Below are 22,524 nucleotides of genomic sequence, written 5' to 3'. Positions count from 1 at the left end.
CAGGACTTATTTAAGTGTTAGTGCTCATGCCCGTGTCTGGCGCACCATTCAGGATTCGAACCTGAAACCGATAGCTTAGAAGGCCATTGCTCTCTCCAGTTGAGCTAATGGCGCTAAGTTGGTGCTGGTTGACGGAATCGAACCGCCGACATCCTGCTTACAAGGCAGGCGCTCTACCTGCTGAGCTAAACCAGCAATCTGTTCAGGGCTCTGCGCGTGTAGGGTTTCAACGTGTCGTGCAGCACGCCTCTACCCAAGAGCCCTGACCGGATTGCAGGCATAAAAAAGCCCCGCACGATGGCGAGGCTCGGTGTTCTGATAGGTCAAACGCAAATACGGCAACCTACACTAAATATATTGCTCATTTGTTCATTGAAATGCAAGCACGTTATGACTATTTTTTGCAATTTTCCTCACGCTTTCGCGATCGTTAAACGCATTTTGCAGCGGCTGGTACAGGCAGAAGAGCGCCGCGTTGATAATCTGCTTAACTTCCCGGCGGATGGTTGAAATGCTCGGGTGCTTATACTGGTTTCCGGCGCGGGTCTTCATCAGGCGAGGTTTGCTCACAGCATGCTGCCATGAAGCGATCCTGATCTCGCTTGAGTTACAGACGTAATAGGCAAAAATCACCTTCCATGCGTTCTCATCTACGTTTTTCAGGTAATGCCGGATTACGGCATCAATCAGCAACCCATCATCATCGCTGCATATAGGCCTTGATGGTGCTTGCGGTTCAACCGTGGCCATGAACTTGGCAATCATATTTATCATCGCCTTGTCTATCTTCCCTGTCTGGCACCATGCGCCCCAAAGCTGGAGCCACTGATCTATCCACTGGTGCTGTTCGTTGGTTAATTCCAGTTTCATGCTGCTTCTCCCAGGCGCTTATAGATACGGACGAAATTGCGTAATATTTTGTAGTCAACCAGTACGGTTCCGCGGCTACGCAGGAGGCGAAGCTTTTGCCAGCGGTCGCGGATGCGTTCGATAACGTCGTGGTTCATGCGGCCTCCCGCTGTTTCAGTGCTTTGAGCTTGGCGCGGTACTCATCGCGGATACGAATAAAGTCTTCCCGGCGGTAGTTGGTCATTGCGTGAGGTCCGTTAAGCCAGTCGACATACTCCTGTCCGTAACGAGCGACCAGGCCAGCTTCGTAATGCTGAGCAACCGTCGACTCTTTGGCGGTGTACTTACCGGCCCCTGCATTGCACGATTTGCACTGCTTATGAGCGTTGCGCTCTTCAAAACGCAACTCAGGGTAAGCGCCGACCGTTTTGAAGTGGCCGCAGTCCCACTGGCCGCCATGCAGATCAGGCGGGTTGGTCTCCCCGCAACTGATGCATGGCAAACCAGCATCACGTGCGCGGATGTAGGCGTTGAATGCCTTCTGAGCCTGGGCTTTGTAGTAACCGTTAGGTCTGAGCTCAGCCAATCTTGCTTTACGGCGCTGACGCCCCTCCTTCTCGGATTCACGCTGGCGCTTCACCGCCCTGGCCTTCGCAGCTTCCCGGGCTTTTGCTGTCTGTTTTTTGCCGATCGCGCTGGCGCATTCAAAACTGCATACCACCTGCCCTTCCCGGGCAGGATGGAACCATTCGCGGCAGTGGGCGCATTTACGACGTGCTGGTTTACGCATGCGCACCACCCTGGATCTGCACCAAGGTCAGGTTGCCGCAGAACACGGCACCGGTATCGATATACATCTGGTTGGCGTATTTGACGGGTTCGCGCGCTGGAGTGTGTCCGAAGATAAACAGGTCAGCACCAGTGATTTCTTTCGCTAGGCCATCGTGAGAGTCGCTGATGCGATCGCGATTCCAGATGACCATCTCTTCCGGTACAGGTTTATCGAACTCATATTCGTCGTGTGGGTAGTCAGCGTGGCAGATGATAACCTTCCGGTCGCCGGTCACCAGTTCGATAATCAGCGGCAAATCAGCCACGCGTTGTAGCAGGTTGTTCCTGACATAGCGCCCGGCATCATCATCGAGAAAGAAATACCAGGAGCCGCCGTTAGCTCGCCAGTGCCGTTCCAGTGTGTAATCCTCGACTCCATCCAGCATCATCTGCTCATGGTTACCACGAACGGCGCGGAACCATGGCTGAGTAATCAGATCCAGACACTCCACGTTTTCGGTGCCGCGGTCGATGAGGTCGCCAACGGAGATAAGCAGATCCTGCGCCAGGTCAAAATCCACCTTGCCGAGCTGGGCCATGAGATTGGTGTAGCAGCCATGCAGATCGCCGACTACCCAGATATTGCGCCAGTCAGCGCCGTTGATGCGTTGATAAATGCTCATGCAATTTTCCTTCTGGCAGCGCGGCGCAGCCAGCGGACATCCGCCAGGTGAGCCGTATAGTGAAAGGTGGGAATATCGGAAGGTTTAACTTCGACTTTGCGCTTGCGGCGCGCCGGCACGCGGAAGATGCCGCGCTCCATGACCTTAGCGAGCAGACTGTGCATGCGAAGCCCTCCATTCCTGGGCCCATGCAATCCGACTGCTGGACTTCTCGCTGAACTTCACATTGTGCTCGGTGCCGAACCAGTAGATCGCCTCGATCACCTCGACCATGTAGCGCTTGCTGGATTGAGAGGTACGAACGCCGAAGTAGACACGGCCGCCATTGATGCCCGGGGCGGATTTCTGTTCACGCTCCGGGTTTTGCATCTGGCTGACCAGCACAGTGATGAGGTCTTTCCACTCCGCTGGCTCCAGCTTTTCGCCGTGCCAAATCACCTGATCGCTCAGGTCTTTCAAAAGTGGCCACATGAGGCGATTCTGTTTGTCCGTACGGCTTTCTTCGCGCGCCTCGATAATCAGCGGCGATCGGTGGTCTACGGGCAGAGACTGGATGAAGTTGACGACGTTACGCTTAACGTTGTCGTTGATAAGGCAGAATTGTTGCTTCACGCTTCACCTCCACAGAGGTCAAACGCTGAATGCAGAAAATCGCCGGTGGCCTTCGCCATCGGTGACAGGGATTGCTGTAAGGTTTTGTGCGCCATGTGTCCCCACTTGGCGCCGGGGTAAAGTTGTCAGTTGTCCAGACTGACCAGGTAATTATCGCCCGTCACGGGGATAAAAGCAAAATGAGCATATACGAGAAAAACCCCTCCGGAGAGGGGTTTGATTTCAACTGGAGGCCTTACGTTCTGCGGGGGATTTAGGCATTGTCAACCGCCGATGTGAACGTATTTAGTGGGCAGGCGACGCCAATTGGATGGCGGCCATTGCAGAAGAAACAACGGATCGCATTAAGCGATTCTTGCTGGTATTGCACCTGTTGCTGTTCCTCCTGCTCACTTAAGGCATCACGGAAAGCCACTGCAATAACCTTCCCGCCAAACACCTCCATGTGCGCGTGTACCGGCGGCTCTTTGCCATCTTCAAACTCAACAACGAAAGTCATGGTAGACATCACTTCACCTCCTGCGGGGCGGCTGCGAGCATGGCGGCGCGGCAGGATTCATACTCTGCTATCACAGCCAAAACACCGTGATTCCAGGCGTGCTCATCAATTGAGTCGCACTTTTTGCACTCTTCAATTGCAGCTTCAAATATTGACAAATCATCCGCCACTACCGGCGCCGCTTCCATCCGACACTCATCGCTTGTTACTATCTGATATGGCTCAATGTGTGCACCAAGAAACGTAACTGGACCTTCATCATCGATGAATATTTGTGCTTTCTTTTCTGATTTCATCAGACCTAGTGCGATTATTGGATAATCTTGACCATCAGCTCCCGTATAAGTACCGATAACTTTACTATTATCGGCGGAAACTTCTGGTTGCTGCGATAAGTATAAATCTACATGAGCCTTTATCAGTAGAGGGCTATTTGACACAGCTGACCACCCGTAAGCCGATGTAGGGTCAGGCATAGGGACTTGGGTTTCGTAAAATTCGCGTTCGGTTATTCCGCTTCGACCGCAATATTCTTTGACAAAGTCTGATGCTGACATATTCACTCATCACCCCCAAAATCTTTGATGGTTTTAATCTGGTCCTGTGTCCACGGAAATCGAAGTGGCCGAAATAGTTCGCGTGGATTTATATTGCTTATTTGGACGTTGAAAAATACATCTATGCAATTCACAGAACCATCGTCGTTGATCGATCTGACTATCAATATCGTGACGTCAGGCCCTGGCCAGGCAAACGCGAATTTATACGCTAAGTTCAGAGTTACGGGGTTACCTTGCCCATCTAATACAGTACCGTTTGCGACCAATGTTGACTTGTCAGTCATGGTTTTACTCTCCCCCAACTTCTACAGGTATCTGCGGGACATCGAACAATGGACGTGAGACCCACTTCCTACCTATGGCGTCAACAGCGCCCTGTTTGTGTGCTGGATCTTCCGTATCCTCAACAATGAACCCTTCTGAATAAGCGCCTTCGGGCCATACTCGCCATGCGACAATTTCAACCGCAGGCACTACCGGCGCTGGCTGCGCGTGGCGATAGAGCGGAGCAATGTTTCGCTCGAGGTCGGTAATGACGCTCCATATTGGGACTGACTCGACGCCTTGTTTCGCCATATCACGATAACTGTCGGCATACGCCAGCACAGGATTGCGATCCGGCTCGCTGTCCTCTACCGGCTGCTCTGGCGGCATATCTGGACCTTTACGAATAGCTTTTGCCAGCTCGATAGGGTCATCGTAAAGCCAGTCTCCTGTTTCAGGGTGATTGGCTTCTGCCAGTTGGGCGGCCCATTCCAGACCGTCTTTGTGTCCCTGCAGGTAGTCGAGAGGCAAACACCCAGACTCGCTGTCCATTGCGGCCAGCGCCATGCGGGACAACATTTTGACGTTTTCAATATCAGCCAGGCTGATAACTTGTCCTACCTTCAGGTCGTAGAGCGCCTGCACGCGCTCTTCTCTGGTTAATTTGCTGGTCATAGTTAGTACCCCTTGTGCGCCTGACGCGCACTCCATTTAACACGAACGCAATAGACGCAGCCCGGTAACGCTCTTGAATAATTCACCATCTTGCGCGTATTACTAACGCGATACACCCGGTTCGGGATTCCTGCTGCCATGATTCTGCGAATTTCTCGATTGCTGACCATCACTCAACCTCCACCTTGATGCCAGCGGCGGCACGTTCAGCCTCGCTTTGTTCCCAAAACCACTTGTGAAGCGCCATAAGCTCTTCATCGAGCGGAGCATATTTGCGGTCGAAATATGCCTGTGCGTCTTTCTCCTCTTCATCAGGCAATTCGCCTGGCCCGAAGAGCGTGTTATAAATCCACGCCAGCCCGTTTTTAGCATCGCCAGTGGCCTGCCATTCGATGATTGCAGCCTGCATAACCAGGATATTTTTCCCGATCAGCAGATCGAGCTGCTGATAGCGCTTACGGATATATTCGTTTTGCGCTTCAAGTTCTGCGTTGCGCTGCTGCGCCTTCTCCAGCGCCTGCTCTGCGGTTGCGCACGCTACGGCGACCTCATGAAGCCGAGATTCTGAATTCTCCAGCGCCTCTACCAGCTCAACGTTTCGTTTTCCTTTGGCCTCAACCTGTCGATACAGCTCATCCCAACTTTTTGAGTTGTCGCGCACCAGACTTGTCACGCGCTCTTCACGTGACTTGTAATACTCCAGCGCCTCTACCAGCGTGCCAATAACCTTTGCAGCTTGCCCGCACTCATCGACGATAGAAACGTTGGTGCCGGTATCTCGGCCATCTACCTCAAACCGCAAATCAACGTCATCGGAGTCGATATCAGCAGGCTCAAACTGCGAGATATATTCCAGGGTAAATACAGACGCTTTCGCTTTACTGACGAGTAGCGCCAGTTCGGTGATATCAGTCATGCTGAGGCTCCTTGAGCAAGATAATCGCGGATTTTCACGGTCTCCGCGTTGTATGCGTTGGCATAAGCCATGCGGCGCTTATCCATCAGGACGACAAGCCGATACGCTCGAAATGCGTATTTGCGGTCGCCTTCACGGCCTTGCTCACGGAGGTGGTCACGCAGCATCGTGAAGAAATACGAATGCCCTTCGCCGTCGATATCGTCAGGCCAATCAGTTTCGTTAAGCAGCCAGTCACGCGCTTCTGCGCATTTATGGCACGTCTTGAAGTTGCTGGCATCGCCATCCTGGACAATAAACACTTTCTCGTAGGTGTCGCCTGGATTAATGGCACCGTGACATTCACAGCAACGATGTAACTTGCGAGCCTTAACTTGCGATGAAGTATCAAAGTTGCTCATTTGCCGTCCCCCTCGCGCAGCTGCTTGGCGAAATCATCAGCAGCAAGTGCAACCCCTTTTGCTAAAGCGTCAAAAAACTGGTCATCACCAGGAATTCGAAGTTTTGCCGCGAACTCCTCCACACCATCAGCCTTAATCCCAGCTACGATGCGATCGGTGGCGGGGGTTTCAATAGCGTCGAACTCTTCAATTGCTGCTTCCAGTGCGACCTGCTGGCAAGCTACTTCAGCACGCCCTTGAATACCTGTCCCTTCTCCATTCAGCGCGTTATGCATGTCATTCAGCTTGTCGCCAAACGACTTCAGCGCCACATTCTCCGACGCCAGCTGCTTAAACGCTTTCGCCAGCTTCAGGAACTTCTGCTCTCTGATTGACAGCTCTCCTCCACTCTCCAGGGAGGTGATGAGTTCGTTTACTGTTTCGATGTTCATTTTCTTACTCCCGCCAGGCAATAGTTAAACAGTTTGGTCATTGGGTTTGCGCCGTCAGGACGATGGCGGTACTGAACAGACGGATCGCTTTCGGTTACGGCTGTCGTGTCTATCAGGGTGTAGCGGTAGCTCCTGCACTCACCCTCACGCTTAACCTGGCCGTCTTTGTTCATCTGCCACAGGGAGGAATTGACAACTGAAGAGTCAAGCCCGGTACCGCGGCGGATATCCTGAAAGCTGAAGCCAGGATGCTGGCCGATGAAGTTAATAACAGCTTGTTTGCCCGAGTTCTTTTTCATGACCGGTTCTCCCGATAGCTGTCCCAGGTAAACGAAATCGTGCAGCCGCCGCCGTCGTTCATGCGGTCGATGACGCGCTCGCCGATAAACTGAGTCAGCTCATCCTTCGGCAGGTTGCTGATCAGGATCGTCGGCTTCAGGCGCTCGTAGCGGGTGTTGATGATTTCAAACATGATCATCTTCTCGGCTTCGCTGCCAAACTGCACACCAACCTCATCGACAATCAGAAGATCTGGCTTCGTGAAGTAGCGGATCACCTCATCCTCAGTGCGCGTGGCTGTTTTTGACCAGGTCGATTTAAACTCCCGGGCAATCTTCAGCGCCGTCGTGAAAATGACTGAGCTTTGGTGGTGCTCAATTACATGGCGGGCAATGGCCAGCGCAAGGTGGTTTTTACCGGTACCAGGCTTGCCACACATAACCAACCCACCGCCCTGCTGGAGGCGATCAGTCCATTTCGATGCGTAGGCCTGGCAGACCCGTAATGCTCGCTCAGAATCCTTCCCAACAGGCTTGTAGCTGTCCAGAGTGCACGTGGAGAAGCGCTCTGGTATGTCCAGCTGTCGAAGCAGCCTTTCTGCAGTTTGCTGGCGAACTCGCTTATCCCAGCGAACCTTTTCATCCTTCAGAAAATTCAGTTCGTCTTCCAGGCAGCCCGGGCAGCGTGTCGGCGGTGATGGCAGATTGATGATGCTGCTGGTCAGGATCCGCTTGCGCTGCTCATACTCGCCATGCTTTTCGCAACAGACGCGCTCGATAACCACCTCGCAATTCGGGATGTCTTCCGGTGGCTTACTCAGCTGATCAAGCATCCGCTCAATGGCAGTGATTTTTTCTTCCAGTTCCATGATCAGTCCCTCGCCCATGATGGGATTTCAGTCTGCCCGTAATCCTTCCCTGCGAAATTTTCGGCAACTCGCACCTGTTGACTTGGTTGAGGCTTGGCACTATTTGGCTCAAACAGGCCTTGCCAGCCATTGGCGATGCTGCGGTTGATAATTTCTTCGGGCGAGTAACCGTTCAGTCTGCAGCGGTTCAGCAGGTTGATAGCCTGGGTGACCGTCTGCTGAGACTTGATCGGCTTTTTCAGGTCGCGACGATATGCCACCCATGACGACCAGATTTCTGCAGAAAGCCAGTCAGGCAACTGAACAGCTAACGCATCGAACGAAACCGACCGGGGGGATTTAGGGGGGTTATTAATATTGTCTTTATTGTCTTTTGTATGTTTGTCTTTTGTGTTTACCTGATTCGGGTAATAGGCGTTACCTGATTCGGGTAAACTTTTCTTACCTGATTCGGGTAATGTTACCTTTTTCAGGTAAGGTTTCTTTTCTGTACCTTTTACGGGTAAAGATGACCATTCGCTGACCGTTTTATTAATCCCGATAACACGACCGGTTTGAGTTAATATCCCCCGCTTAACCAGGACGCTTTTTGCAGCTGAGCACTTATGCGGGAGAATGCCGGTCAGCTCCGAGAGCTGCTCGTTACTGACCCAGTCAGATTTCTTGTTGAAGCCGTATGTTTTGCGCATGACAGCCATGAACACCAAAAGCTGATGCTGCGACAAACCCGCACGCATGACAGCTTCAAGGAGCTCATTGGCGATGCGCGTAAACCCATCGTCGAGATCTGCCACGCGCAGCTCCTGTAGTGCCACGACAGGCACAGGGAAATTGATTACTTCGGCAGTATTTGCCATAATTACTACTGTGAATTGATCCAGTTAATTCGCATCAGGCCTCAAAGTGTTTCGAGCACTTTGGGGCCATCTCTTTTCTAAGCAGGCTTGCCACTTCTTTCGCCAGTCGAGACATGTCGTCATCGACCACGCCCCACTCCAAGACCGCCAGTAACATTGCTATTTTCGGAATCCAGGTTTCCTTCCATTTACTGATGCTCGACTTTGTAAGACCCATGGCATTGGCCACATTGGTCGTCCCCTTCATTGCGATTTGGTTATGCAGCCATGACTCAATATTCCTGGCCTGGTGTTTGTTTCGTGCTGTTGAATTCTCCATCTGTGATACTTCCTCTGGTGGTGTTTGAAAGGCCGATAACATCGGCAACTTATTGAGATTGAGATGGCATCTCGCCATAAAGCAGCCACTTAGGGTCGCAATGGAGCGCAGTTGCCAGTTCGAACAAATAACGTGGGCGCTTGGTTGTCCCGGCCTCAATTGCCTGTAGAGACTGCTGTCTCATGCCAACTTTTTTTGCTAATTGCGCCTGAGACAGATTCATCTCTTCGCGCTTTTTTTTGAGGCGTTGCGAAATGGTTTCCATGTTACCTCCTACAGTTTTATCTGTATTCTGTGACAGTTATTTCTGTTTGTCAATTACAGTTTTAACTGTGAATATCAAGGCATACATTGAGAGGGATTTATGAGCCTTGCAGATCGCGTAAAGCAAAAGAGAATTGAGCTCGGTCTAACGCAGACCGAGGCAGCGTTGAGTGCCGGAATAACGCAGCAGTCATGGCAGAGCATTGAAAAGGGAGACACCAGAAAACCGCGTAATATTATTGGCATAGCTAAGGCGCTAAAGTGTGATCCTGACTGGCTAATGAATGGCGGAGCCTTTATGCCTATTGCTGAAGTTAGCAGCAAGAAGGTGCCTCTCATAAGCTATGTCCAGGCAGGGGCTCTCGCAGAAAAAAATCCTATTGAGGCATTTGATGGGAGTTTTGAGTACATCCTTACAGACCACGAAGTTTCTGATTTTACTTTTGCTTTACGCATCGAAGGCGATTCTATGGAGCCAGACTTCAAGGCTGGAGATGTGATCATCGTAGACCCCGAAGTTGAGCCAACCCCCGGAGAGTTTGTTGTGGCCAAGAACGGTGGGGCTCAAGCGACCTTTAAAAAATATCGGCCTACTTACACGGATCACCTGGGCTGCCAGCATTTCGAGCTTGTGCCATTGAATGATGACTACCCGATTATCAGTAGCGAGCATCAACCACTAACAATCATCGGCGTGATGATTGAACACAGAATCTATCGAAGAAAGCGCTAACCCCCTCCCCCTCTCAGAATAGAACCGGCGTATGCCGGTTTTTTTTTCGCCACATCAAAATAAATCACCTTTCATTACAGTTAGATATGTAATCAATGACAAAAAATACAGTTTTGTCTGTTGACGAAAATACAGTTTTATCTGTAAATTTAAGCCATCCAAACAATACCGGCAACGCCGGGGTGAAGTCAAAACGTCCCGTTAGCCGCGATAAGGCAAAAGGTGAAGAGATGATCCGAGAACATGAGGTTCCTGCGTGGAACAGATTCAAGGTGAAGGTGGCTCTGTTGTTGGCTTTGGTCGCATTCGTAAGCGTTCAGTGCTGGGGTGCGGTATGAGCAGAAACGGCATTCGTTCACTGATTTACTGCCTGCTGATCTGCGGCGTTATCTGGACAGCGTTGATTATCAAAATTCTGCACGTTACGGGGGTGTTCAATGGCTAACTCAATTCCTAACAGCGGACGCGCCGTGATGATGCGCAATCGCCGCACCGGCGCCGCCTGGCTGGTCAGCTTCGACTATCGCGACGGCAGCTACTGGCATGAGCCGCAGGGCAATCTGCGCCACATCCGCCGGCCATACGCTTCACGCAATATCGAACCGAACCTGGTACCAGCCGGGACGCATTAACCGCGCATATCAGCGCACGAATTTAACTGAGCTATCAGGCAGCCACTACGGTGCCGGGATTCTTACAACCAAATTTCAGGGGAAACCATGAGCGAAATAATGGATTTAACCGTCATTGAAATAAAACCAGAACAGGCGCCGACCCTGTACCGGGCTGGCGGTCTTGACGCTTACCTGGAGCAGATTCGCCAGGCCGTGAATGAGGTTCCGGACCTAACCACCAAGAAAGGTCGTGACCGTGTCGCTTCTCTCGCGGCGCAGGTATCACGCAGCAAGACGGCAATCGAGAGGCCGGGGCGCGAGTACCTGAAGCGCCTTAAAGAGGCTGTGCGCCCTGCTGAGGCGGAAATTAAGCGGTTCGTTGACGCATGTGACGAGCTGCGCGATGCGACACGTAAGCCGTTGACCGAATGGGAAGCCGAGCAGGAACGCATTAAGGCCGAAGAAGTCATGAACGTACTGCATGCCGAAGCGCTGGCCATGAATGAAGAGTTCGATCGGCAGCTGGCAGCTCGTATTGAGTCTGACCACGAAATGGCTCTGCTGATGAATGACGCTTTCGATCGTGAGCAGGCAGATAAAGCGGCTGAGGCTGAGCGCCAGCGCATTGCCCGCGAAGAAGAGATTAAGCGCCTGGCAGAAGAGAAAGCAAAGCGTGAAGCAGCAGAACAGGCGCAGCGTGAAATTGACGCCGCAGCCGCCAGGGAGCGCGAAGCGATTTTGGCCAAAGAGCGAGCCGAACGTGAACAGAAAGAAGCAGCTGAGCGGGTGGAGCGTGAAAAGCAGGCCGCTGTGGAAGCAGAACGCCGCAAAGCACAGGAAGAAGCCGATCGCATCCGCCGCGAGGCAGAGCAACGCGAACAGGCCCGCCTGGCTGAGGAGAGGCGTAAAGCCGATGAGCAGGCGCGCCGCGAAGCCGACGTTAAGCACCGCAAGGCCGTAGGCGTAGAGGTTGTTAAGGCTCTGATGGCCAATACCAGCCTTACCCGGGATCAGGCTATCGAGGTGCTCACCGCGGTTAAAGACGGCCGCATTCCTCATACCGGTATCAGTTACTGAGGTGCTTATGAACGCATACCGCGCATACGACGTGATCGAAGAGCGGAAATGGGCTGAACAGTTGCTCATCGAAGAGAAGCAAAAGTGGATTGACGATCGGGCGCAGGAAATTATCGACGACCTGCCGAAAGAGCCGTCAGGCCTGTTCCGCTTCTCTGTGCCGATGGACAAAAGCCCATACGAAGGCCTCCGCAGCGATGCAGCTGGCGAGGCATATAACGATCTCATTTCGGCAGTAGCTTACGCCCAGGCGGAATACGACTGGGATCACCGCACCGGCTGCCCGTTTTAACTTTGAGGGGAATTCTATGAGCACAGCACTTTCTACAATGGCAGGGAAGCTTGCCTCCCGCCTCGGCATGGATGCCGGAACTGACCTGATGAACACTCTGAAAAATACTGCATTTAAGGGTGGGAATGTCACTGATGAGCAGTTCACGGCACTGCTGATCGTCGCCAACCAGTACGGACTGAACCCGTGGACGAAAGAGATTTATGCATTCCCGGATAAAGGCGGAATTGTTCCAGTGGTCGGCGTTGACGGCTGGGCCCGAATCATCAACGAGCATCCTCAGTTTGATGGAATGGAGTTTGCCTACGACAAGGAAGAAGGCGCGTGTACCTGCAAGATATACCGGAAAGACCGGACACACCCGACCATCGTTACTGAGTACATGGGAGAGTGCAAACGCAACACTCAGCCATGGCAGTCCCACCCTACCCGTATGCTTCGTCACAAGACGCTGATCCAGTGTGCGCGTCTCGCATTTGGGTTTGCTGGCATCTTCGATCAGGACGAAGCCGAGCGTGTCATTGAAGGGAGTACGACAGAGGTTCATGTAGGGCATGAATCTGATAGTCGCCGCCCGGAACTGATCGCAAAAGGCGAGTCTGCCGCACGCCTTGGAACTGTTAAGTATCAGGAATTCTGGGTGGCGTTAAGCGCAGAAGAGAAACAGGTTATCGGCGCGGTTGAGAAGCGCCGCATGTATGACATGAGCCTTGCAGTCGACAACGCAGAACCTGTCGATGCCGCAGCGACGGAGGATAAATGATGGAACAACGCACCCCAGAATGGTTTGCCGCTCGCTGCGGAAAAGTTACAGCCAGCCGCCTTGCTGACGTCATGGCCAGAACCAAGTCTGGCTATGCAGCAAGCCGGCAGAACTATATGGCTGAGCTGATTTGCCAGCGCCTCACCGGGAAGCTTGAAGAAGGTTTCTCCAACGCCGCAATGATACGCGGAACAGAACTCGAGCCGGTAGCACGCGAGATGTATGCGCTGAATGAGTTCGATGCCGAAATCACTGAGGTGGGGCTTATCGATCACCCAACTATACCAGGATTCGCAGCAAGCCCTGATGGGCTTGTTAATGGTGATGGGCTTATCGAAATTAAGTGCCCCAACACCTGGACTCATCTTGAGACATTAAAAACTAGCGAGCCAAAACGCCAGTACCTGCTGCAGATGCACGCTCAGATGATGTGCACAGGGCGTAAATGGTGTGATTTCGTTAGTTTCGACGATCGTCTACCGCCAGACCTCGCCTATTTCAAAAAGCGCATTCACTTCGACGAAGCACTGGCAAATGAGATTGAGTCCGAAGTGAAAAAGTTCCTGGAAGAGCTGGAGAAAGAAATTTCCAGCATAAAAAACCACGACCATGCCGCATGAGAAAGGCAGGCACGAAAAGAGGTGCGCAATGACTGATTATGGCGGATCGAAAACTCCAAAAAATGAACGTGACTACTGGCAAACGCCGATTGAAATTTTCAACGCGCTCGACCGCGAGTTTGGCTTCTGGCTGGATGCTGCAGCCTCTGAGAGTAATGCGCTATGCGCTCACTACCTCACTGAGCTGGATGACTCGCTGAACAGCGAATGGACGTCATACGGGGCGATATGGTGTAACCCGCCCTATTCCGATATTGGGCCGTGGGTGGAAAAAGCTGCTGAACAATCCCGGGCGCAGTCTCAGGCCGTAGTGATGTTGCTACCAGCTGACATCTCTACTGGCTGGTTTATTTCAGCCATGCAATCAGCTGATGAACTCAGGCTGATAACCGGCGGCCGTGTTCAGTTTGTTCCGGCATCCGTTACAGGAAAGCGCCAGAGCAACCCCAAAGGCTCGCTTCTGTTTATCTGGCGTCCGTACATCACCCCGCGACACATCATCACGTCTGTATCGCTGGCTGAGTTAAAGCGGATCGGGACTCTGGAGGCAGCATGAGCAAGGGAACCATTATCTGCCTGTGCGATATTACTGGCGTCATGGCTGAGCCATGGGTCGAAGCAGGTTATCGCGCTGTCCTGGTGGACCCGCAGCACCCTGAAACTTCGATCGACGGTCCTGTTGAGCGCATATCGGCAACCATCCTTGAGGCGATGCCGAGGCTATCTCAGATTATCCGCTCTGAAAACGTCGTCATCGTCATCGGCTTCCCACCATGCACGGACGTGGCTGTTTCCGGGTCCCGCTGGTTCGAGTCCAAGCGCGCCAAAGACCCGCATTTCCAGGCCAAGGCCGCGCTGGTCGCTGAGCAATGTCGGATGACTGGTTTAGCAGCTGGCTGCCCGTGGGCATTCGAAAACCCGGTGAGCGTGTTCAGTAGCATCTTCGGCTCTGCCGATTACACGTTCCATCCGTACCAGTTCACTGGGCTGTGCGCGGATGACAACTACACGAAGCAGACATGCCTCTGGACGGGTAACGGCTTCAAGGCGCCGGCAGAGAATATGCACCCGATGGTTGAAGCGGCTATCGACGCCGTGAAGCTGGCCTGCGGCCGCATGGTGCCGAAGAAAAAGGCGATCGAGGTCATATCCGGGACGTCCTTTGCCGGATTGGTGACTGACTGGTATCCGGACAACCGAATTCACGAATGCCCACCCAGCGACGAGCGCGCCAACATTCGCAGTGCTACTCCCCCGGGCTTCGCAAGGGCCGTTTTCCTTTCGAATGCACCCCACCTCAATAAGAAGCGGGAGGCAGCATGACGCCAGAAATAGAAAACGTTATGCGCAATCAGGGGCGCCAATGCGTTGATGAAATCCGTCGCGCCCTGAAGGCCAAGCCAAAACCGAAATGGAATGAGGTGGTGCCACCGATCCTCAAAAAGCACCACGAAAAAATTAAGCCAATGGGCATCAGCCTTACGGCATTCGTCAGCAGCATTGGCCGCATGAATGGGCGGTATGGAGTGGAATCATGAAAGAGCGCGGAATGATTTTTAACGGGGAGATGGTGCGGGCTATTCTCGACGGACGGAAGACGCAGACGCGGCGCCCGGTAAAGTTTCCGGTTTTAGATAAAAACCTTGGGTGCGAGCTGGCTGGCAATGAACTGGTCGGGGAGCTGTCGGCAGGCAACTATCTGAACAGCGCATTTGGCAAGCCAGGCGATCGCATTTGGGTGCGTGAAACTTGGGGCGTTGTCAGTCACGCCTTTAGTGAAGATGGCTTGATGATTGACTGGGTTCCTGATCGCCCCGCGACTGCCATTCACGAAATGCTGTTTGGCAATGGCTATTACTCTGGCTACGCCATTTATGCAGTTGATGGTGATTTTACCTGGGGCGATGACGATGGTTATGAAGATGGCCGTTCGTGTTGGAAGCCTTCCATTCATATGCCGAGAGCAGCCAGCCGAATTCTGCTGGAAATCACCGACGTGCGCGTTGAGCGTCTGAACGCTATTAGCCCGGAAGATGCAGAGTCAGAGGGGCTGGAGCGTACCAACTTTACAGGTTTCGGCGACGAGCCTGGATTACCTAGCTATCCAGAGCCGGATGTTTATTTCGATCCACTGAAGAAACAGTGGAAGGAATATCCGCCTGAAGCATTCGCGGGGCTATGGGAATCCATCTACGGCGAAGGAAGTTGGCAGGCCAATCCCTGGGTCTGGGTTATCGAGTTCAAGCGCGTTGAAGGCGGTGCAGCATGAGCGCAGAAATCATCGATCAGGCCAACGAGCTGGCAGAGCGCCGGCTGGAAATGACCATCCAGAACATGCGCATCAACCATAACGCAGTCTCGGCTACTCACTGCCGCGACTGCGGGGAAGAGATACCCGAGCGGCGCCGGGAACTGGTGGCGGGATGCCAGCGCCGTGCTGACTGTCAGGAAGAGTTTGAAGAACGTGGTAAGCATTTGGCTGTAACGAGAGGTGGAAGATGAAACATGAGATGCAACCAGATAGCCTTGTTGATCTGAAATTCATCATGGCGGATACTGGCTTTGGAAAAACCTTCATTTACGACCGGATTAAGTCCGGCGATCTCCCCAAGGCCAAACTCATCCACGGCAGAGCGAGGTGGTTATATAGTGACCACTGCAAGTTCAGAGAAAAGCTCCTGTCCCGCTCCGATGGGTAAAGCAACGAGTAAAATATTTTTCACACGTAAAAAACATCATCCATTTCAATCCCCTGCGTATCAGGTTAGATGTATGCAGGGGACACCATAACCCTCCTGCTTTATGTCGGATCCACGCCGACTTTTGATGGTTTTTCTGCAGCTCCTGTAGACAGTCTACTCAAGGTGGTACCGACCTGATCATCAATGCCCCCTTCCTGTTAACGCACAAAGTGATTTATTTATAGATATAAAACCCGTGGCGCCATTCCTCTTTTTAAAAAGATGAAAACACCAGTTATAATTTTGCGACTAAAATGAACAACTCACAGGAAAAGACGAGTTGTAAAACGTAATGACATCGTCAGCAGCGACCGCACGAAAAGCATACTGCTCACTCCCGACAGACATTCAAAATATTGATATTCACGATCATAAAAACATAGTTTTCTTGCCCTGACAGGTATGACCTAATGAACAGGCCATCAGACTCATCTATTTTTACCGCAACGCGTTAACACTCACCTAAATCATCACCGCGGCATTAGTATTCAAGTTTCGTTCGCATCACCTGCTGGCCTCCCATAATCACATTATTATTACCTTTGCCTGTATAAGCCTGACCTTAGCTATCGTCCTGATTGTTGGATTTTCCTCAATCCACCTGTATGAACCAACGATTCGCTTAGCCAGTAATATAATGGTTTACATATGGACGTTCTTTTTTTTCACGACGATGGCATTAACCCGCTTCAGAAATATATTCTGGACAGGAATCTATTTTTACTACTTCGTTTATATCTTAACCTTCTCTTTCTTAACAACCGCAGATGTCGCTAGCGAGAACACAGGTTATAAAGCGAGGCTTTTCGAAACGCTGGGCACTCTGATCTTTATTATCATTATTTTCCTTAATGCGTTTAATCTTTATCAATTATCCAACAATAAATATGAGAATGCCTATCAGAACTCGATTCGTGATTATCTGATGCAGCTGTATAACCGCCGTTATTTTTACCTTGTGCTGATAAAAAAATGCAACGGGTCTCTGTGCAAAACCATTGTCTAACTTGTTATGCGACATCGATCATTTCAAGCGCATCAATGACAAATATGGTCACTTTCAGGGAGATCTTGTTATTCAGTATGTGGCCGGGGTACTTCAGGATCAGGTTCGCAGAGATGATATTGTGGCCAGAACAGGCGGCGAGGAATTTGCGCTATTACTGTCTGACGTGGGCCAACAGCAGGCGCAACTCATCGCCGAGCGGACCCGCCAGACCATTATCAACCCAGGCGACGTCAGCAGCAGGGTTAAACTGGCCTAAAGCGTTACGATCAGTATCGGTCTTGCCACAACGGAGGATCCTAAAACGGTATAGAATGAATGACTTAACCGTGCCGACGGCGCCCTGTACCAGGCAAAAAAAGCAGGTAGGAATTGCGTGGTTGCCTGGCAGAAGCCCTCCTGCACTCTATAGCCTCGACAATTAACCGACAGCAACACGCTTTATGCGTACAATATCGCGTGGCCTGGTCGTCAACCTGCCGCCCAGCCGATGCAACACTCTCTGGACAACAAAGGAGCCAGGCGTTGATATGAAACAGATCACCCTTAGCGATATGCAGCAGCAGAGCGAAGCGGCGGCCAGTTCCCCGCGCTTACGTGCCCATCGCAATTTTCACCCTGAGCTGAGCGACCCGGTGCAGCGTCTGGCTATCGCTATGGAACCCGGCACCTATATCCGCCCGCACCGGCACCGACATACCTTTGAACTTTTGCTGCCGCTGAAAGGCCGCTTTGTGGTGCTAAATTTTGATGATCATGGCGCGATCACTAACCGGGTGGTGCTGGGTGAAACCTGCATGGCACTGGAAATGGAGCCTGGCACCTGGCATACGGTGCTCTCACTCGACGCTGGTGGGATGGTATTTGAAGTCAAACAAGGCGCTTATCAACCGCTTGCTGAAATCGACACTATGGACTGGGCCCCAGCAGAAGGTCAGCCGGGTACCGCGGAGATGATGGCCTGGTATGCCATCGCGCAGCCAGGAGATCGCTATCCCTCTGTAACCCGTTAAGCTTGGCCGCCGCAAACGGATGCCGCGAGCATCCGTTTGCGTTATCCCTGTCGTCCAGGCATTGATCTCAAGATCCACATTCTCTTCATGATGCGTTCCCTCTCGTCGAGGTCGTTAATAAAAAAACAAAAAAAGTGTTGTATTCAGGCGCTAAGCAAACTATTTTTCTCGAGCGAAATAAATGATAGGATTACACAATCAAGTGAATGGCTGACGTAACAATAAGAATAATCATCTTATTGATATAATATTCTCAACATGAATGAATTTCATCAATCAGACCAGCGACGTTAACAAAAAAAAGCACATGACCATCAGATTTTCATTGCTAATACTGACCGCTATTTTTCTGCAATAAACAATCCTTATGAATATAACAGAACGGAATATCTGGAAATTAAATAATTTACCGCCAATGGAGTATTGTTCCCTTTCCCGGGCGCAAAAATTATTAAACTGTGAAATTGAAGACATTCTTCACTGGCATGATATCGGTGCGATCAATCTATGCCTGAAGCTTAACCCGACGCGGGGAACACTAAAACTCGCCGTCCTTTCTCATCAGGAAAAAGAGGTAACCAACACATTTAATCCACTCAATTCATCTGAGACGCTGGAAACCTACTGGTCGCCACACTCCCATATCCATAGCATTTTGCGGATTGATGGCGATATTCCCGTCATGGAAACCCAGAGCGGGAATACCGTCACGCAGTTCAACGTCAAGGTCACAGCTTCAGGACTCTGGCATCCGCACAGCCGGAATTTAATGGCGTTGCTGGAGGCGCCTAACGATATTCATCGTGAAAACAGGTTCAGCATGATGCTGCCTGAGAAACCGTTTGTTTATTGTCACTTCATTCCGCAGGAAGCCGAAAACCCCATCCTGTCATTGAATCGGCTCTATATTACCAGTCAGGCAATTGAGAAAATATTTGCCCATAGCATTAGCGCCCGACCGATGGATGTCACAAAAAATCCGCTACGGCAACAAACCGGTTATATCCATCAGGAATTAACCTCACTTCCGCAAAGTGAGGTACTGCTGGAATTTATCCACGATCTTATTCTGTCCCATAGTTTATTTAATGTGAAATTGCAGCAAATGGCTGAGCCTGACAAGACCCAGCTCTTTCATCACGTGCTGGAAAGGCTGAAGGAGGAAGTCATGCTTAGAGAGAATGCCCTGCCCGACGAGGCCGACACCAGCAACGCAGCCCATCGTTAATCCTGGTTCGCCGCCGAGCGACGCACGCCTTCAGGCAAGAGGCAGGCGGTTTTCCTGCTCAAGCGTTAGCGCAATCTCCCGCGCCAGGGCGATAAATTCGCGTGCCGCGGCGCTCTGCCACGCATCCCTGCGCTGGAGCAAACAGGCCGTTCGCTGCAGCAGCGCGGGTTCCAGCTCAATCGCCACCACATCATCATACTGCCCGGCGATCGCCGCCGGCAGCAGTGTCGCAAGGGGCGTTCGCCGAATGACCGACAGAACGGCGCCGATAGAGTTGGCCTCCATCTGCACGTCAGGTTCGAGCCGATGACGACGACAATAACGATCGATCTGCTCCCGGGTGGCAAACTCGCTGCTCAGTAAAATCAGCGGCTGCGCGTCGAGCGCCTGCAGCCTGAGCGCGTTCTCTCTGGCCAGAGGATGCGTGCGGCTCACCACCAGTGCGAGGGTTTCCGTCAGCAGCGGCTGAACGACAATATCCGGGGAACGACTGTCGTCAAAGGCGATGCCGACATCCAGTTCATCCTGCAGCAACATCATTTCCATGCGCTCCTGGTTCATCTCCTGGATTAGCAATTTCACGCCGGGGTAGCGTCGATAGTAGTTTTCCACCAGCGGTCCCAGCATATAGGTGGTGAAGGTCGGCGTCATGGCAATGCGGAGTTTGCCGCGCTGCAGATCTTCAGCGTCATGCAGAGCGCGCCGCCCCTCCTCAAGATCGCGTAACGCCCGGCGGGCATACTCCAGCCAGATCTCTCCGGCATCGGTTAACCGGATATAACGGCCAGAGCGGTCGAAAAGCTGAACCTCCAGCATGGCTTCCAGCTGGCGGATCTGCTGTGACAGCGCCGGCTGGGAGACATGCAGCGCCGCGGCGGCGCGGGTAAAGCCACGGTGTTCTGCCACAGCGATAAAGTAGGAAAGATGGCGCAGGAGCATCCGCTTACCTATAAGTAATTCAACTAGGGTTCATCATAAATAAGTCTTTTAACTTATGAAACAAGTTACGTACCCTCTACGCACGACCCGTTGCCTCTTTTACCTTGAACATCATCTTATGCAGGAGTGACTATGTCCGCTCACGATCGCTATCTTCAGCGCGCCTTAGCGCTGGCAAAACACAACACAACCCACGGCGGTCGCCCCTTTGGCGCCGTGATGGTGCGCCATAACGAGGTTGTCGCCGAAGCCGTCAACACCTTTCATCTGAGCGGCGACCCAACGGCGCATGCCGAACTGAATGCCGTTCGCGATATTGCCGCCAGGCTGGGAAGCGAAGTTCTGCGCGAATGCGTTATTTACGCCAGCGGACAGCCTTGTCCGATGTGTCTTAGCGCACTCTATTTAACCGGCGTGCGGGAAGTATTTTTCGCCAACAGCAATCAGGACGGAGAGCCTTTCCAGCTATCTACCGCCGCGATTTATCAGCAGTTGCAGCAGCCGCTGGCGCAGCAGACGTTGCCGATCCATCATCGCCCCCAGCCGGAGGGGCTGGCAGTTTATCAGCGGTGGGCGGAACAGCAGCCATGAAAGCCGTGTTGCGACAGAATCTGACGCTGGGGATCCTGGTGCTGATCGGCATAAATATGCGGCCGCTGCTCACCTCCATCGGCCCTTTGCTTCCGGAGATCCGCGCCGCCAGCGGGATGAGCTATACCCTGGCCGCGCTACTGACCGCCCTGCCGGTGGTAGCGATGGGCGTGCTGGCGCTGGCCGGCGGCTGGGTCGATCGTCATGTTGGTCAAAACCGTAGCATTGCGCTAAGCCTGCTGATTATCGCGGCGGGCGCCCTGTTGCGGGAAATCGCCCCGAATAGCGGCCTACTGCTTACCAGCGCCCTGGCCGGAGGCGTTGGCATCGGCATCATCCAGGCTGCCATCCCGGCGTTGATTAAGCGCTTATTCGCCCGACGGACGCCGCTGGTAATGGGGCTATGGTCAGCTGCGCTAATGGGCGGTGGCGGGTTAGGCGCCGCGTTAACGCCGTGGCTGGCGTCGCACAGCACAGCCTGGCGGGATGCGCTGGCCTGGTGGGCGCTCCCCGCCCTCCTCGCCCTGCTCAGCTGGCTGGCGATTTGCCGGCACCTGCCCCGTGCTCCGCATCAGACCAGCGCCGCCCCCCGGGTAGCGATTATTGGCCAGCGCCGCGCCTGGACGCTGGGGCTCTATTTCGGACTGATCAATGCCGGCTACGCCAGTCTGATCGCCTGGCTGCCGCCCTATTATATGCAGCTTGGCGACAGCGCCCAGTACAGCGGCTCGCTGCTGGCGTTGCTGACGGTTGGGCAAACCGCGGGCGCGCTGCTGCTGCCGGCGCTGGCTCGCCAGGATGACCGGCGCCAGCTTCTGCTGTGTGCTCTGGCGCTCCAGCTGATTGGCTTCTGCGGCTTCATCTGGCTGCCGCAGCACTTCTCCGCGCTCTGGGCTCTCGCCTGCGGCGTCGGTCTGGGCGGCGCGTTTCCCCTGTGCCTGGTGCTGGCCCTCGATCATGCCGGACAACCGACGGTGGCCGGCCGGCTGGTAGCCTTTATGCAGGGTATCGGATTTATTATCGCCGGCCTGTCGCCCTGGCTTTCCGGCCTGCTGCGTAGCCTGAGCGGGAACTACACCCTTGACTGGTCCTGGCATGCGCTCTGTGTCCTGTTACTCATGGCGATCACGCTGCGCTTTATCCCGGCACACTACCCTGCCGAGTGGCGACAGCGCGCCTCTGATCTGCATTAAACCGGTGGCGCGTGGCAACGTGAATGCCGCGCGCCAAGCCTGACTAGCCCCGCTAATCGCCCTGATGAGAAACCCGTTTTCGCAGCGTCGCTGGCGCTAAATTTATTACCGGGCGAAATTAATGTGTCGCCGAATCACGACACTCGTAAGTAACTAAAAATTAATAAAAAAATGCCTCTTGTTTCCCTGATTTTTTAGGCGTACATTAGCGCCATCTGGAGCACTTAACGCACAGAATTGCGAGCTGCCGCAGGGTGAGATTTCACCAGCGACAGCCCTTGAAAAACAGAACAATTAATTCATTTGAACGTCGCATAAGCGCGTGGAGTGATGAGTCGTGAAATACTTTTTTATGGGCCTCTCTTTTATGGTCATCGTTTGGGCCGGTACTTTTGCCCTGATGATCTAGACTGCAGCGGTGTCAAAAAAAACGGGAGCCCAGAGGCTCCCGTTTTTGTTATAGCGT

At 52.8% G+C, this 22,524-nt stretch carries 37 protein-coding genes, 2 tRNA genes and 1 pseudogene; 20 read left to right on the top strand and 20 right to left on the bottom strand.

All coding sequences use genetic code 11. The annotated features are described in order from the left end of the window. Positions 1–37: 37 nt before the first annotated feature. The 19 genes and pseudogenes from ACOI7D_RS07055 to ACOI7D_RS06965 form a co-directional block, all read right to left on the bottom strand. A tRNA-Arg gene (locus ACOI7D_RS07055) sits at positions 38–114 on the bottom strand. Positions 115–119: 5 nt separating this feature from the next. Continuing rightward, positions 120–195: transfer RNA gene (locus tag ACOI7D_RS07050), tRNA-Thr, on the bottom strand. A gap of 174 nt (positions 196–369) precedes the next feature. Beyond that, the gene (locus ACOI7D_RS07045; RefSeq protein ID WP_043875696.1) at positions 370–870 is read right to left on the bottom strand and encodes an antiterminator Q family protein; all 501 of its coding nucleotides are present in this window, start codon (positions 868–870) and stop codon (positions 370–372) included. Further along, positions 867–1,007, bottom strand: a complete 141-nt coding sequence (locus ACOI7D_RS07040) for a YlcG family protein (protein ID WP_048322092.1) — start codon at positions 1,005–1,007, stop codon at positions 867–869. Before ACOI7D_RS07040 ends, ACOI7D_RS07045 begins: the two co-directional genes overlap by 4 nt. After that, complete coding sequence (locus ACOI7D_RS07035) at positions 1,004–1,639, bottom strand: recombination protein NinG (protein ID WP_281166453.1); 636 nt, start codon at positions 1,637–1,639, stop codon at positions 1,004–1,006. The genes ACOI7D_RS07040 and ACOI7D_RS07035 overlap by 4 nt, the downstream gene beginning before the upstream one ends. Then, a complete protein-coding gene (locus tag ACOI7D_RS07030; RefSeq protein WP_281166452.1) occupies positions 1,632–2,303 on the bottom strand; it encodes a metallophosphoesterase in 672 nt (223 codons plus the stop codon). The genes ACOI7D_RS07035 and ACOI7D_RS07030 overlap by 8 nt, the downstream gene beginning before the upstream one ends. Then, positions 2,300–2,467 carry a NinE family protein gene (locus ACOI7D_RS07025; RefSeq protein WP_004243010.1) on the bottom strand — a complete coding sequence of 56 codons (168 nt, stop codon included), beginning with the start codon at positions 2,465–2,467 and terminating at the stop codon, positions 2,300–2,302. Before ACOI7D_RS07025 ends, ACOI7D_RS07030 begins: the two co-directional genes overlap by 4 nt. Continuing rightward, entirely contained in the window at positions 2,448–2,915 is a 468-nt protein-coding gene (locus ACOI7D_RS07020) for a recombination protein NinB (protein ID WP_020805077.1), read from the bottom strand. The genes ACOI7D_RS07025 and ACOI7D_RS07020 overlap by 20 nt, the downstream gene beginning before the upstream one ends. Before the next feature lie 253 nt (positions 2,916–3,168). Continuing rightward, positions 3,169–3,423: a hypothetical protein gene (locus ACOI7D_RS07015; RefSeq protein ID WP_117140871.1), complete on the bottom strand. Its 255-nt coding sequence runs from the start codon at positions 3,421–3,423 to the stop codon at positions 3,169–3,171. Next, a complete protein-coding gene (locus ACOI7D_RS07010; RefSeq protein WP_226453062.1) occupies positions 3,423–3,971 on the bottom strand; it encodes a hypothetical protein in 549 nt (182 codons plus the stop codon). The genes ACOI7D_RS07015 and ACOI7D_RS07010 overlap by 1 nt, the downstream gene beginning before the upstream one ends. 291 nt (positions 3,972–4,262) lie before the next feature. Then, positions 4,263–4,913 carry a hypothetical protein gene (locus ACOI7D_RS07005; RefSeq protein WP_420667949.1) on the bottom strand — a complete coding sequence of 217 codons (651 nt, stop codon included), beginning with the start codon at positions 4,911–4,913 and terminating at the stop codon, positions 4,263–4,265. Positions 4,914–5,082: 169 nt separating this feature from the next. Then, positions 5,083–5,418 (bottom strand): annotated as a pseudogene (locus ACOI7D_RS07000) (ead/Ea22-like family protein); the annotation flags it as partial. 407 nt (positions 5,419–5,825) lie between these two features. Then, entirely contained in the window at positions 5,826–6,230 is a 405-nt protein-coding gene (locus ACOI7D_RS06995; RefSeq protein ID WP_281166451.1) for a hypothetical protein, read from the bottom strand. Then, positions 6,227–6,661, bottom strand: coding sequence for a hypothetical protein (locus tag ACOI7D_RS06990; RefSeq protein WP_281166450.1), 435 nt, complete (start codon positions 6,659–6,661; stop codon positions 6,227–6,229). The genes ACOI7D_RS06995 and ACOI7D_RS06990 overlap by 4 nt, the downstream gene beginning before the upstream one ends. Further along, positions 6,658–6,960: a MarR family transcriptional regulator gene (locus ACOI7D_RS06985; protein ID WP_281166449.1), complete on the bottom strand. Its 303-nt coding sequence runs from the start codon at positions 6,958–6,960 to the stop codon at positions 6,658–6,660. The genes ACOI7D_RS06990 and ACOI7D_RS06985 overlap by 4 nt, the downstream gene beginning before the upstream one ends. Beyond that, a complete protein-coding gene (locus tag ACOI7D_RS06980; RefSeq protein ID WP_024264478.1) occupies positions 6,957–7,808 on the bottom strand; it encodes an ATP-binding protein in 852 nt (283 codons plus the stop codon). The genes ACOI7D_RS06985 and ACOI7D_RS06980 overlap by 4 nt, the downstream gene beginning before the upstream one ends. A 2-nt stretch (positions 7,809–7,810) precedes the next feature. Continuing rightward, positions 7,811–8,665: a replication protein gene (locus ACOI7D_RS06975; protein WP_281166448.1), complete on the bottom strand. Its 855-nt coding sequence runs from the start codon at positions 8,663–8,665 to the stop codon at positions 7,811–7,813. A gap of 34 nt (positions 8,666–8,699) precedes the next feature. Further along, positions 8,700–8,984, bottom strand: a complete 285-nt coding sequence (locus ACOI7D_RS06970) for a CII family transcriptional regulator (protein ID WP_016530548.1) — start codon at positions 8,982–8,984, stop codon at positions 8,700–8,702. A 49-nt stretch (positions 8,985–9,033) separates the two neighbouring features. Beyond that, a complete protein-coding gene (locus ACOI7D_RS06965) occupies positions 9,034–9,249 on the bottom strand; it encodes a helix-turn-helix domain-containing protein (protein WP_023284762.1) in 216 nt (71 codons plus the stop codon). A gap of 99 nt (positions 9,250–9,348) precedes the next feature. Between ACOI7D_RS06965 and ACOI7D_RS06960 the strand changes: the two genes are divergently transcribed. From ACOI7D_RS06960 to ACOI7D_RS06880, 17 genes are all read left to right on the top strand, one after another. Then, positions 9,349–9,981 (top strand): LexA family protein, encoded by a 633-nt coding sequence (locus ACOI7D_RS06960; RefSeq protein WP_060579332.1) that lies wholly within the window; start codon positions 9,349–9,351, stop codon positions 9,979–9,981. Positions 9,982–10,300: 319 nt separating this feature from the next. Next, positions 10,301–10,426: a hypothetical protein gene (locus ACOI7D_RS06955; protein ID WP_180270920.1), complete on the top strand. Its 126-nt coding sequence runs from the start codon at positions 10,301–10,303 to the stop codon at positions 10,424–10,426. Then, entirely contained in the window at positions 10,419–10,613 is a 195-nt protein-coding gene (locus ACOI7D_RS06950; RefSeq protein WP_019725103.1) for a hypothetical protein, read from the top strand. The genes ACOI7D_RS06955 and ACOI7D_RS06950 overlap by 8 nt, the downstream gene beginning before the upstream one ends. Before the next feature lie 87 nt (positions 10,614–10,700). Then, entirely contained in the window at positions 10,701–11,672 is a 972-nt protein-coding gene (locus ACOI7D_RS06945) for a hypothetical protein (protein ID WP_281166447.1), read from the top strand. Between the two features lie 7 nt (positions 11,673–11,679). After that, the gene (gene gamL / locus ACOI7D_RS06940; protein ID WP_281166446.1) at positions 11,680–11,964 is read left to right on the top strand and encodes a host nuclease inhibitor GamL; all 285 of its coding nucleotides are present in this window, start codon (positions 11,680–11,682) and stop codon (positions 11,962–11,964) included. 16 nt (positions 11,965–11,980) lie between these two features. Beyond that, complete coding sequence (gene bet, locus ACOI7D_RS06935) at positions 11,981–12,727, top strand: phage recombination protein Bet (protein ID WP_064174217.1); 747 nt, start codon at positions 11,981–11,983, stop codon at positions 12,725–12,727. After that, positions 12,724–13,347 (top strand): lambda exonuclease family protein, encoded by a 624-nt coding sequence (locus tag ACOI7D_RS06930; RefSeq protein WP_042935464.1) that lies wholly within the window; start codon positions 12,724–12,726, stop codon positions 13,345–13,347. Before bet ends, ACOI7D_RS06930 begins: the two co-directional genes overlap by 4 nt. A gap of 28 nt (positions 13,348–13,375) precedes the next feature. Beyond that, a complete protein-coding gene (locus ACOI7D_RS06925) occupies positions 13,376–13,903 on the top strand; it encodes a phage N-6-adenine-methyltransferase (RefSeq protein WP_101861936.1) in 528 nt (175 codons plus the stop codon). Continuing rightward, positions 13,900–14,670: a dcm methylase gene (locus ACOI7D_RS06920; RefSeq protein ID WP_281166445.1), complete on the top strand. Its 771-nt coding sequence runs from the start codon at positions 13,900–13,902 to the stop codon at positions 14,668–14,670. Before ACOI7D_RS06925 ends, ACOI7D_RS06920 begins: the two co-directional genes overlap by 4 nt. Next, positions 14,667–14,885, top strand: a complete 219-nt coding sequence (locus tag ACOI7D_RS06915) for a hypothetical protein (RefSeq protein ID WP_009483861.1) — start codon at positions 14,667–14,669, stop codon at positions 14,883–14,885. The genes ACOI7D_RS06920 and ACOI7D_RS06915 overlap by 4 nt, the downstream gene beginning before the upstream one ends. Then, positions 14,882–15,616 carry a hypothetical protein gene (locus tag ACOI7D_RS06910; RefSeq protein ID WP_281166444.1) on the top strand — a complete coding sequence of 245 codons (735 nt, stop codon included), beginning with the start codon at positions 14,882–14,884 and terminating at the stop codon, positions 15,614–15,616. Before ACOI7D_RS06915 ends, ACOI7D_RS06910 begins: the two co-directional genes overlap by 4 nt. Further along, positions 15,613–15,849: a TraR/DksA family transcriptional regulator gene (locus ACOI7D_RS06905; protein ID WP_281166443.1), complete on the top strand. Its 237-nt coding sequence runs from the start codon at positions 15,613–15,615 to the stop codon at positions 15,847–15,849. The genes ACOI7D_RS06910 and ACOI7D_RS06905 overlap by 4 nt, the downstream gene beginning before the upstream one ends. After that, positions 15,846–16,046: a helix-turn-helix transcriptional regulator gene (locus ACOI7D_RS06900; RefSeq protein ID WP_023301637.1), complete on the top strand. Its 201-nt coding sequence runs from the start codon at positions 15,846–15,848 to the stop codon at positions 16,044–16,046. Before ACOI7D_RS06905 ends, ACOI7D_RS06900 begins: the two co-directional genes overlap by 4 nt. Before the next feature lie 508 nt (positions 16,047–16,554). Next, a complete protein-coding gene (locus ACOI7D_RS06895; RefSeq protein ID WP_109547079.1) occupies positions 16,555–17,094 on the top strand; it encodes an MASE4 domain-containing protein in 540 nt (179 codons plus the stop codon). Next, complete coding sequence (locus ACOI7D_RS06890) at positions 17,087–17,353, top strand: GGDEF domain-containing protein (RefSeq protein ID WP_109547078.1); 267 nt, start codon at positions 17,087–17,089, stop codon at positions 17,351–17,353. Before ACOI7D_RS06895 ends, ACOI7D_RS06890 begins: the two co-directional genes overlap by 8 nt. A gap of 271 nt (positions 17,354–17,624) precedes the next feature. Continuing rightward, complete coding sequence (locus ACOI7D_RS06885) at positions 17,625–18,107, top strand: WbuC family cupin fold metalloprotein (protein ID WP_044524294.1); 483 nt, start codon at positions 17,625–17,627, stop codon at positions 18,105–18,107. Positions 18,108–18,474: 367 nt separating this feature from the next. Next, the gene (locus ACOI7D_RS06880) at positions 18,475–19,335 is read left to right on the top strand and encodes a hypothetical protein (RefSeq protein WP_044524295.1); all 861 of its coding nucleotides are present in this window, start codon (positions 18,475–18,477) and stop codon (positions 19,333–19,335) included. 30 nt (positions 19,336–19,365) lie between these two features. Here ACOI7D_RS06880 and cynR read toward each other — a convergent pair whose 3' ends face one another. Beyond that, the gene (gene cynR / locus ACOI7D_RS06875; protein WP_109547077.1) at positions 19,366–20,274 is read right to left on the bottom strand and encodes a transcriptional regulator CynR; all 909 of its coding nucleotides are present in this window, start codon (positions 20,272–20,274) and stop codon (positions 19,366–19,368) included. Between the two features lie 132 nt (positions 20,275–20,406). On the opposite strand from cynR, the gene ACOI7D_RS06870 reads away from it, so the two are divergent. The 3 genes from ACOI7D_RS06870 to ypdK all read left to right on the top strand — a co-directional run bounded on the left by ACOI7D_RS06870 (position 20,407) and on the right by ypdK (position 22,467). After that, on the top strand, positions 20,407–20,865 hold the full coding sequence (locus tag ACOI7D_RS06870) for a nucleoside deaminase (protein WP_023290577.1): 459 nt from the start codon (positions 20,407–20,409) through the stop codon (positions 20,863–20,865). Beyond that, positions 20,862–22,058, top strand: a complete 1,197-nt coding sequence (locus tag ACOI7D_RS06865) for a CynX/NimT family MFS transporter (RefSeq protein WP_109547076.1) — start codon at positions 20,862–20,864, stop codon at positions 22,056–22,058. The genes ACOI7D_RS06870 and ACOI7D_RS06865 overlap by 4 nt, the downstream gene beginning before the upstream one ends. A gap of 337 nt (positions 22,059–22,395) precedes the next feature. Then, positions 22,396–22,467 (top strand): membrane protein YpdK, encoded by a 72-nt coding sequence (gene ypdK, locus ACOI7D_RS06860; protein ID WP_099119320.1) that lies wholly within the window; start codon positions 22,396–22,398, stop codon positions 22,465–22,467. Positions 22,468–22,524 lie beyond the last annotated feature (57 nt).

The organism is Klebsiella sp. C360 (assembly GCF_048822415.1).
GTDB lineage: Bacteria > Pseudomonadota > Gammaproteobacteria > Enterobacterales > Enterobacteriaceae > Klebsiella > Klebsiella quasipneumoniae.
Note: the sequence above shows the minus strand (reverse complement) of the source record. Positions and strands in the feature narration are given on the sequence as shown.

Coding starts and splice junctions, on each gene's coding strand:
- ACOI7D_RS07045 (WP_043875696.1), bottom strand. CDS start 870: ATGAAACTGGAATTAACCAACGAACAGCACCAGTGGATAGATCAGTGG.
- ACOI7D_RS07040 (WP_048322092.1), bottom strand. CDS start 1,007: ATGAACCACGACGTTATCGAACGCATCCGCGACCGCTGGCAAAAGCTT.
- ACOI7D_RS07035 (WP_281166453.1), bottom strand. CDS start 1,639: ATGCGTAAACCAGCACGTCGTAAATGCGCCCACTGCCGCGAATGGTTC.
- ACOI7D_RS07030 (WP_281166452.1), bottom strand. CDS start 2,303: ATGAGCATTTATCAACGCATCAACGGCGCTGACTGGCGCAATATCTGG.
- ACOI7D_RS07025 (WP_004243010.1), bottom strand. CDS start 2,467: ATGCACAGTCTGCTCGCTAAGGTCATGGAGCGCGGCATCTTCCGCGTG.
- ACOI7D_RS07015 (WP_117140871.1), bottom strand. CDS start 3,423: ATGTCTACCATGACTTTCGTTGTTGAGTTTGAAGATGGCAAAGAGCCG.
- ACOI7D_RS07010 (WP_226453062.1), bottom strand. CDS start 3,971: ATGTCAGCATCAGACTTTGTCAAAGAATATTGCGGTCGAAGCGGAATA.
- ACOI7D_RS07005 (WP_420667949.1), bottom strand. CDS start 4,913: ATGACCAGCAAATTAACCAGAGAAGAGCGCGTGCAGGCGCTCTACGAC.
- ACOI7D_RS06995 (WP_281166451.1), bottom strand. CDS start 6,230: ATGAGCAACTTTGATACTTCATCGCAAGTTAAGGCTCGCAAGTTACAT.
- ACOI7D_RS06990 (WP_281166450.1), bottom strand. CDS start 6,661: ATGAACATCGAAACAGTAAACGAACTCATCACCTCCCTGGAGAGTGGA.
- ACOI7D_RS06985 (WP_281166449.1), bottom strand. CDS start 6,960: ATGAAAAAGAACTCGGGCAAACAAGCTGTTATTAACTTCATCGGCCAG.
- ACOI7D_RS06980 (WP_024264478.1), bottom strand. CDS start 7,808: ATGGAACTGGAAGAAAAAATCACTGCCATTGAGCGGATGCTTGATCAG.
- ACOI7D_RS06975 (WP_281166448.1), bottom strand. CDS start 8,665: ATGGCAAATACTGCCGAAGTAATCAATTTCCCTGTGCCTGTCGTGGCA.
- ACOI7D_RS06970 (WP_016530548.1), bottom strand. CDS start 8,984: ATGGAGAATTCAACAGCACGAAACAAACACCAGGCCAGGAATATTGAG.
- ACOI7D_RS06965 (WP_023284762.1), bottom strand. CDS start 9,249: ATGGAAACCATTTCGCAACGCCTCAAAAAAAAGCGCGAAGAGATGAAT.
- ACOI7D_RS06960 (WP_060579332.1), top strand. CDS start 9,349: ATGAGCCTTGCAGATCGCGTAAAGCAAAAGAGAATTGAGCTCGGTCTA.
- ACOI7D_RS06950 (WP_019725103.1), top strand. CDS start 10,419: ATGGCTAACTCAATTCCTAACAGCGGACGCGCCGTGATGATGCGCAAT.
- ACOI7D_RS06945 (WP_281166447.1), top strand. CDS start 10,701: ATGAGCGAAATAATGGATTTAACCGTCATTGAAATAAAACCAGAACAG.
- gamL (WP_281166446.1), top strand. CDS start 11,680: ATGAACGCATACCGCGCATACGACGTGATCGAAGAGCGGAAATGGGCT.
- bet (WP_064174217.1), top strand. CDS start 11,981: ATGAGCACAGCACTTTCTACAATGGCAGGGAAGCTTGCCTCCCGCCTC.
- ACOI7D_RS06930 (WP_042935464.1), top strand. CDS start 12,724: ATGATGGAACAACGCACCCCAGAATGGTTTGCCGCTCGCTGCGGAAAA.
- ACOI7D_RS06925 (WP_101861936.1), top strand. CDS start 13,376: ATGACTGATTATGGCGGATCGAAAACTCCAAAAAATGAACGTGACTAC.
- ACOI7D_RS06920 (WP_281166445.1), top strand. CDS start 13,900: ATGAGCAAGGGAACCATTATCTGCCTGTGCGATATTACTGGCGTCATG.
- ACOI7D_RS06915 (WP_009483861.1), top strand. CDS start 14,667: ATGACGCCAGAAATAGAAAACGTTATGCGCAATCAGGGGCGCCAATGC.
- ACOI7D_RS06910 (WP_281166444.1), top strand. CDS start 14,882: ATGAAAGAGCGCGGAATGATTTTTAACGGGGAGATGGTGCGGGCTATT.
- ACOI7D_RS06905 (WP_281166443.1), top strand. CDS start 15,613: ATGAGCGCAGAAATCATCGATCAGGCCAACGAGCTGGCAGAGCGCCGG.
- ACOI7D_RS06900 (WP_023301637.1), top strand. CDS start 15,846: ATGAAACATGAGATGCAACCAGATAGCCTTGTTGATCTGAAATTCATC.
- ACOI7D_RS06885 (WP_044524294.1), top strand. CDS start 17,625: ATGAAACAGATCACCCTTAGCGATATGCAGCAGCAGAGCGAAGCGGCG.
- ACOI7D_RS06880 (WP_044524295.1), top strand. CDS start 18,475: ATGAATATAACAGAACGGAATATCTGGAAATTAAATAATTTACCGCCA.
- cynR (WP_109547077.1), bottom strand. CDS start 20,274: ATGCTCCTGCGCCATCTTTCCTACTTTATCGCTGTGGCAGAACACCGT.
- ACOI7D_RS06870 (WP_023290577.1), top strand. CDS start 20,407: ATGTCCGCTCACGATCGCTATCTTCAGCGCGCCTTAGCGCTGGCAAAA.
- ACOI7D_RS06865 (WP_109547076.1), top strand. CDS start 20,862: ATGAAAGCCGTGTTGCGACAGAATCTGACGCTGGGGATCCTGGTGCTG.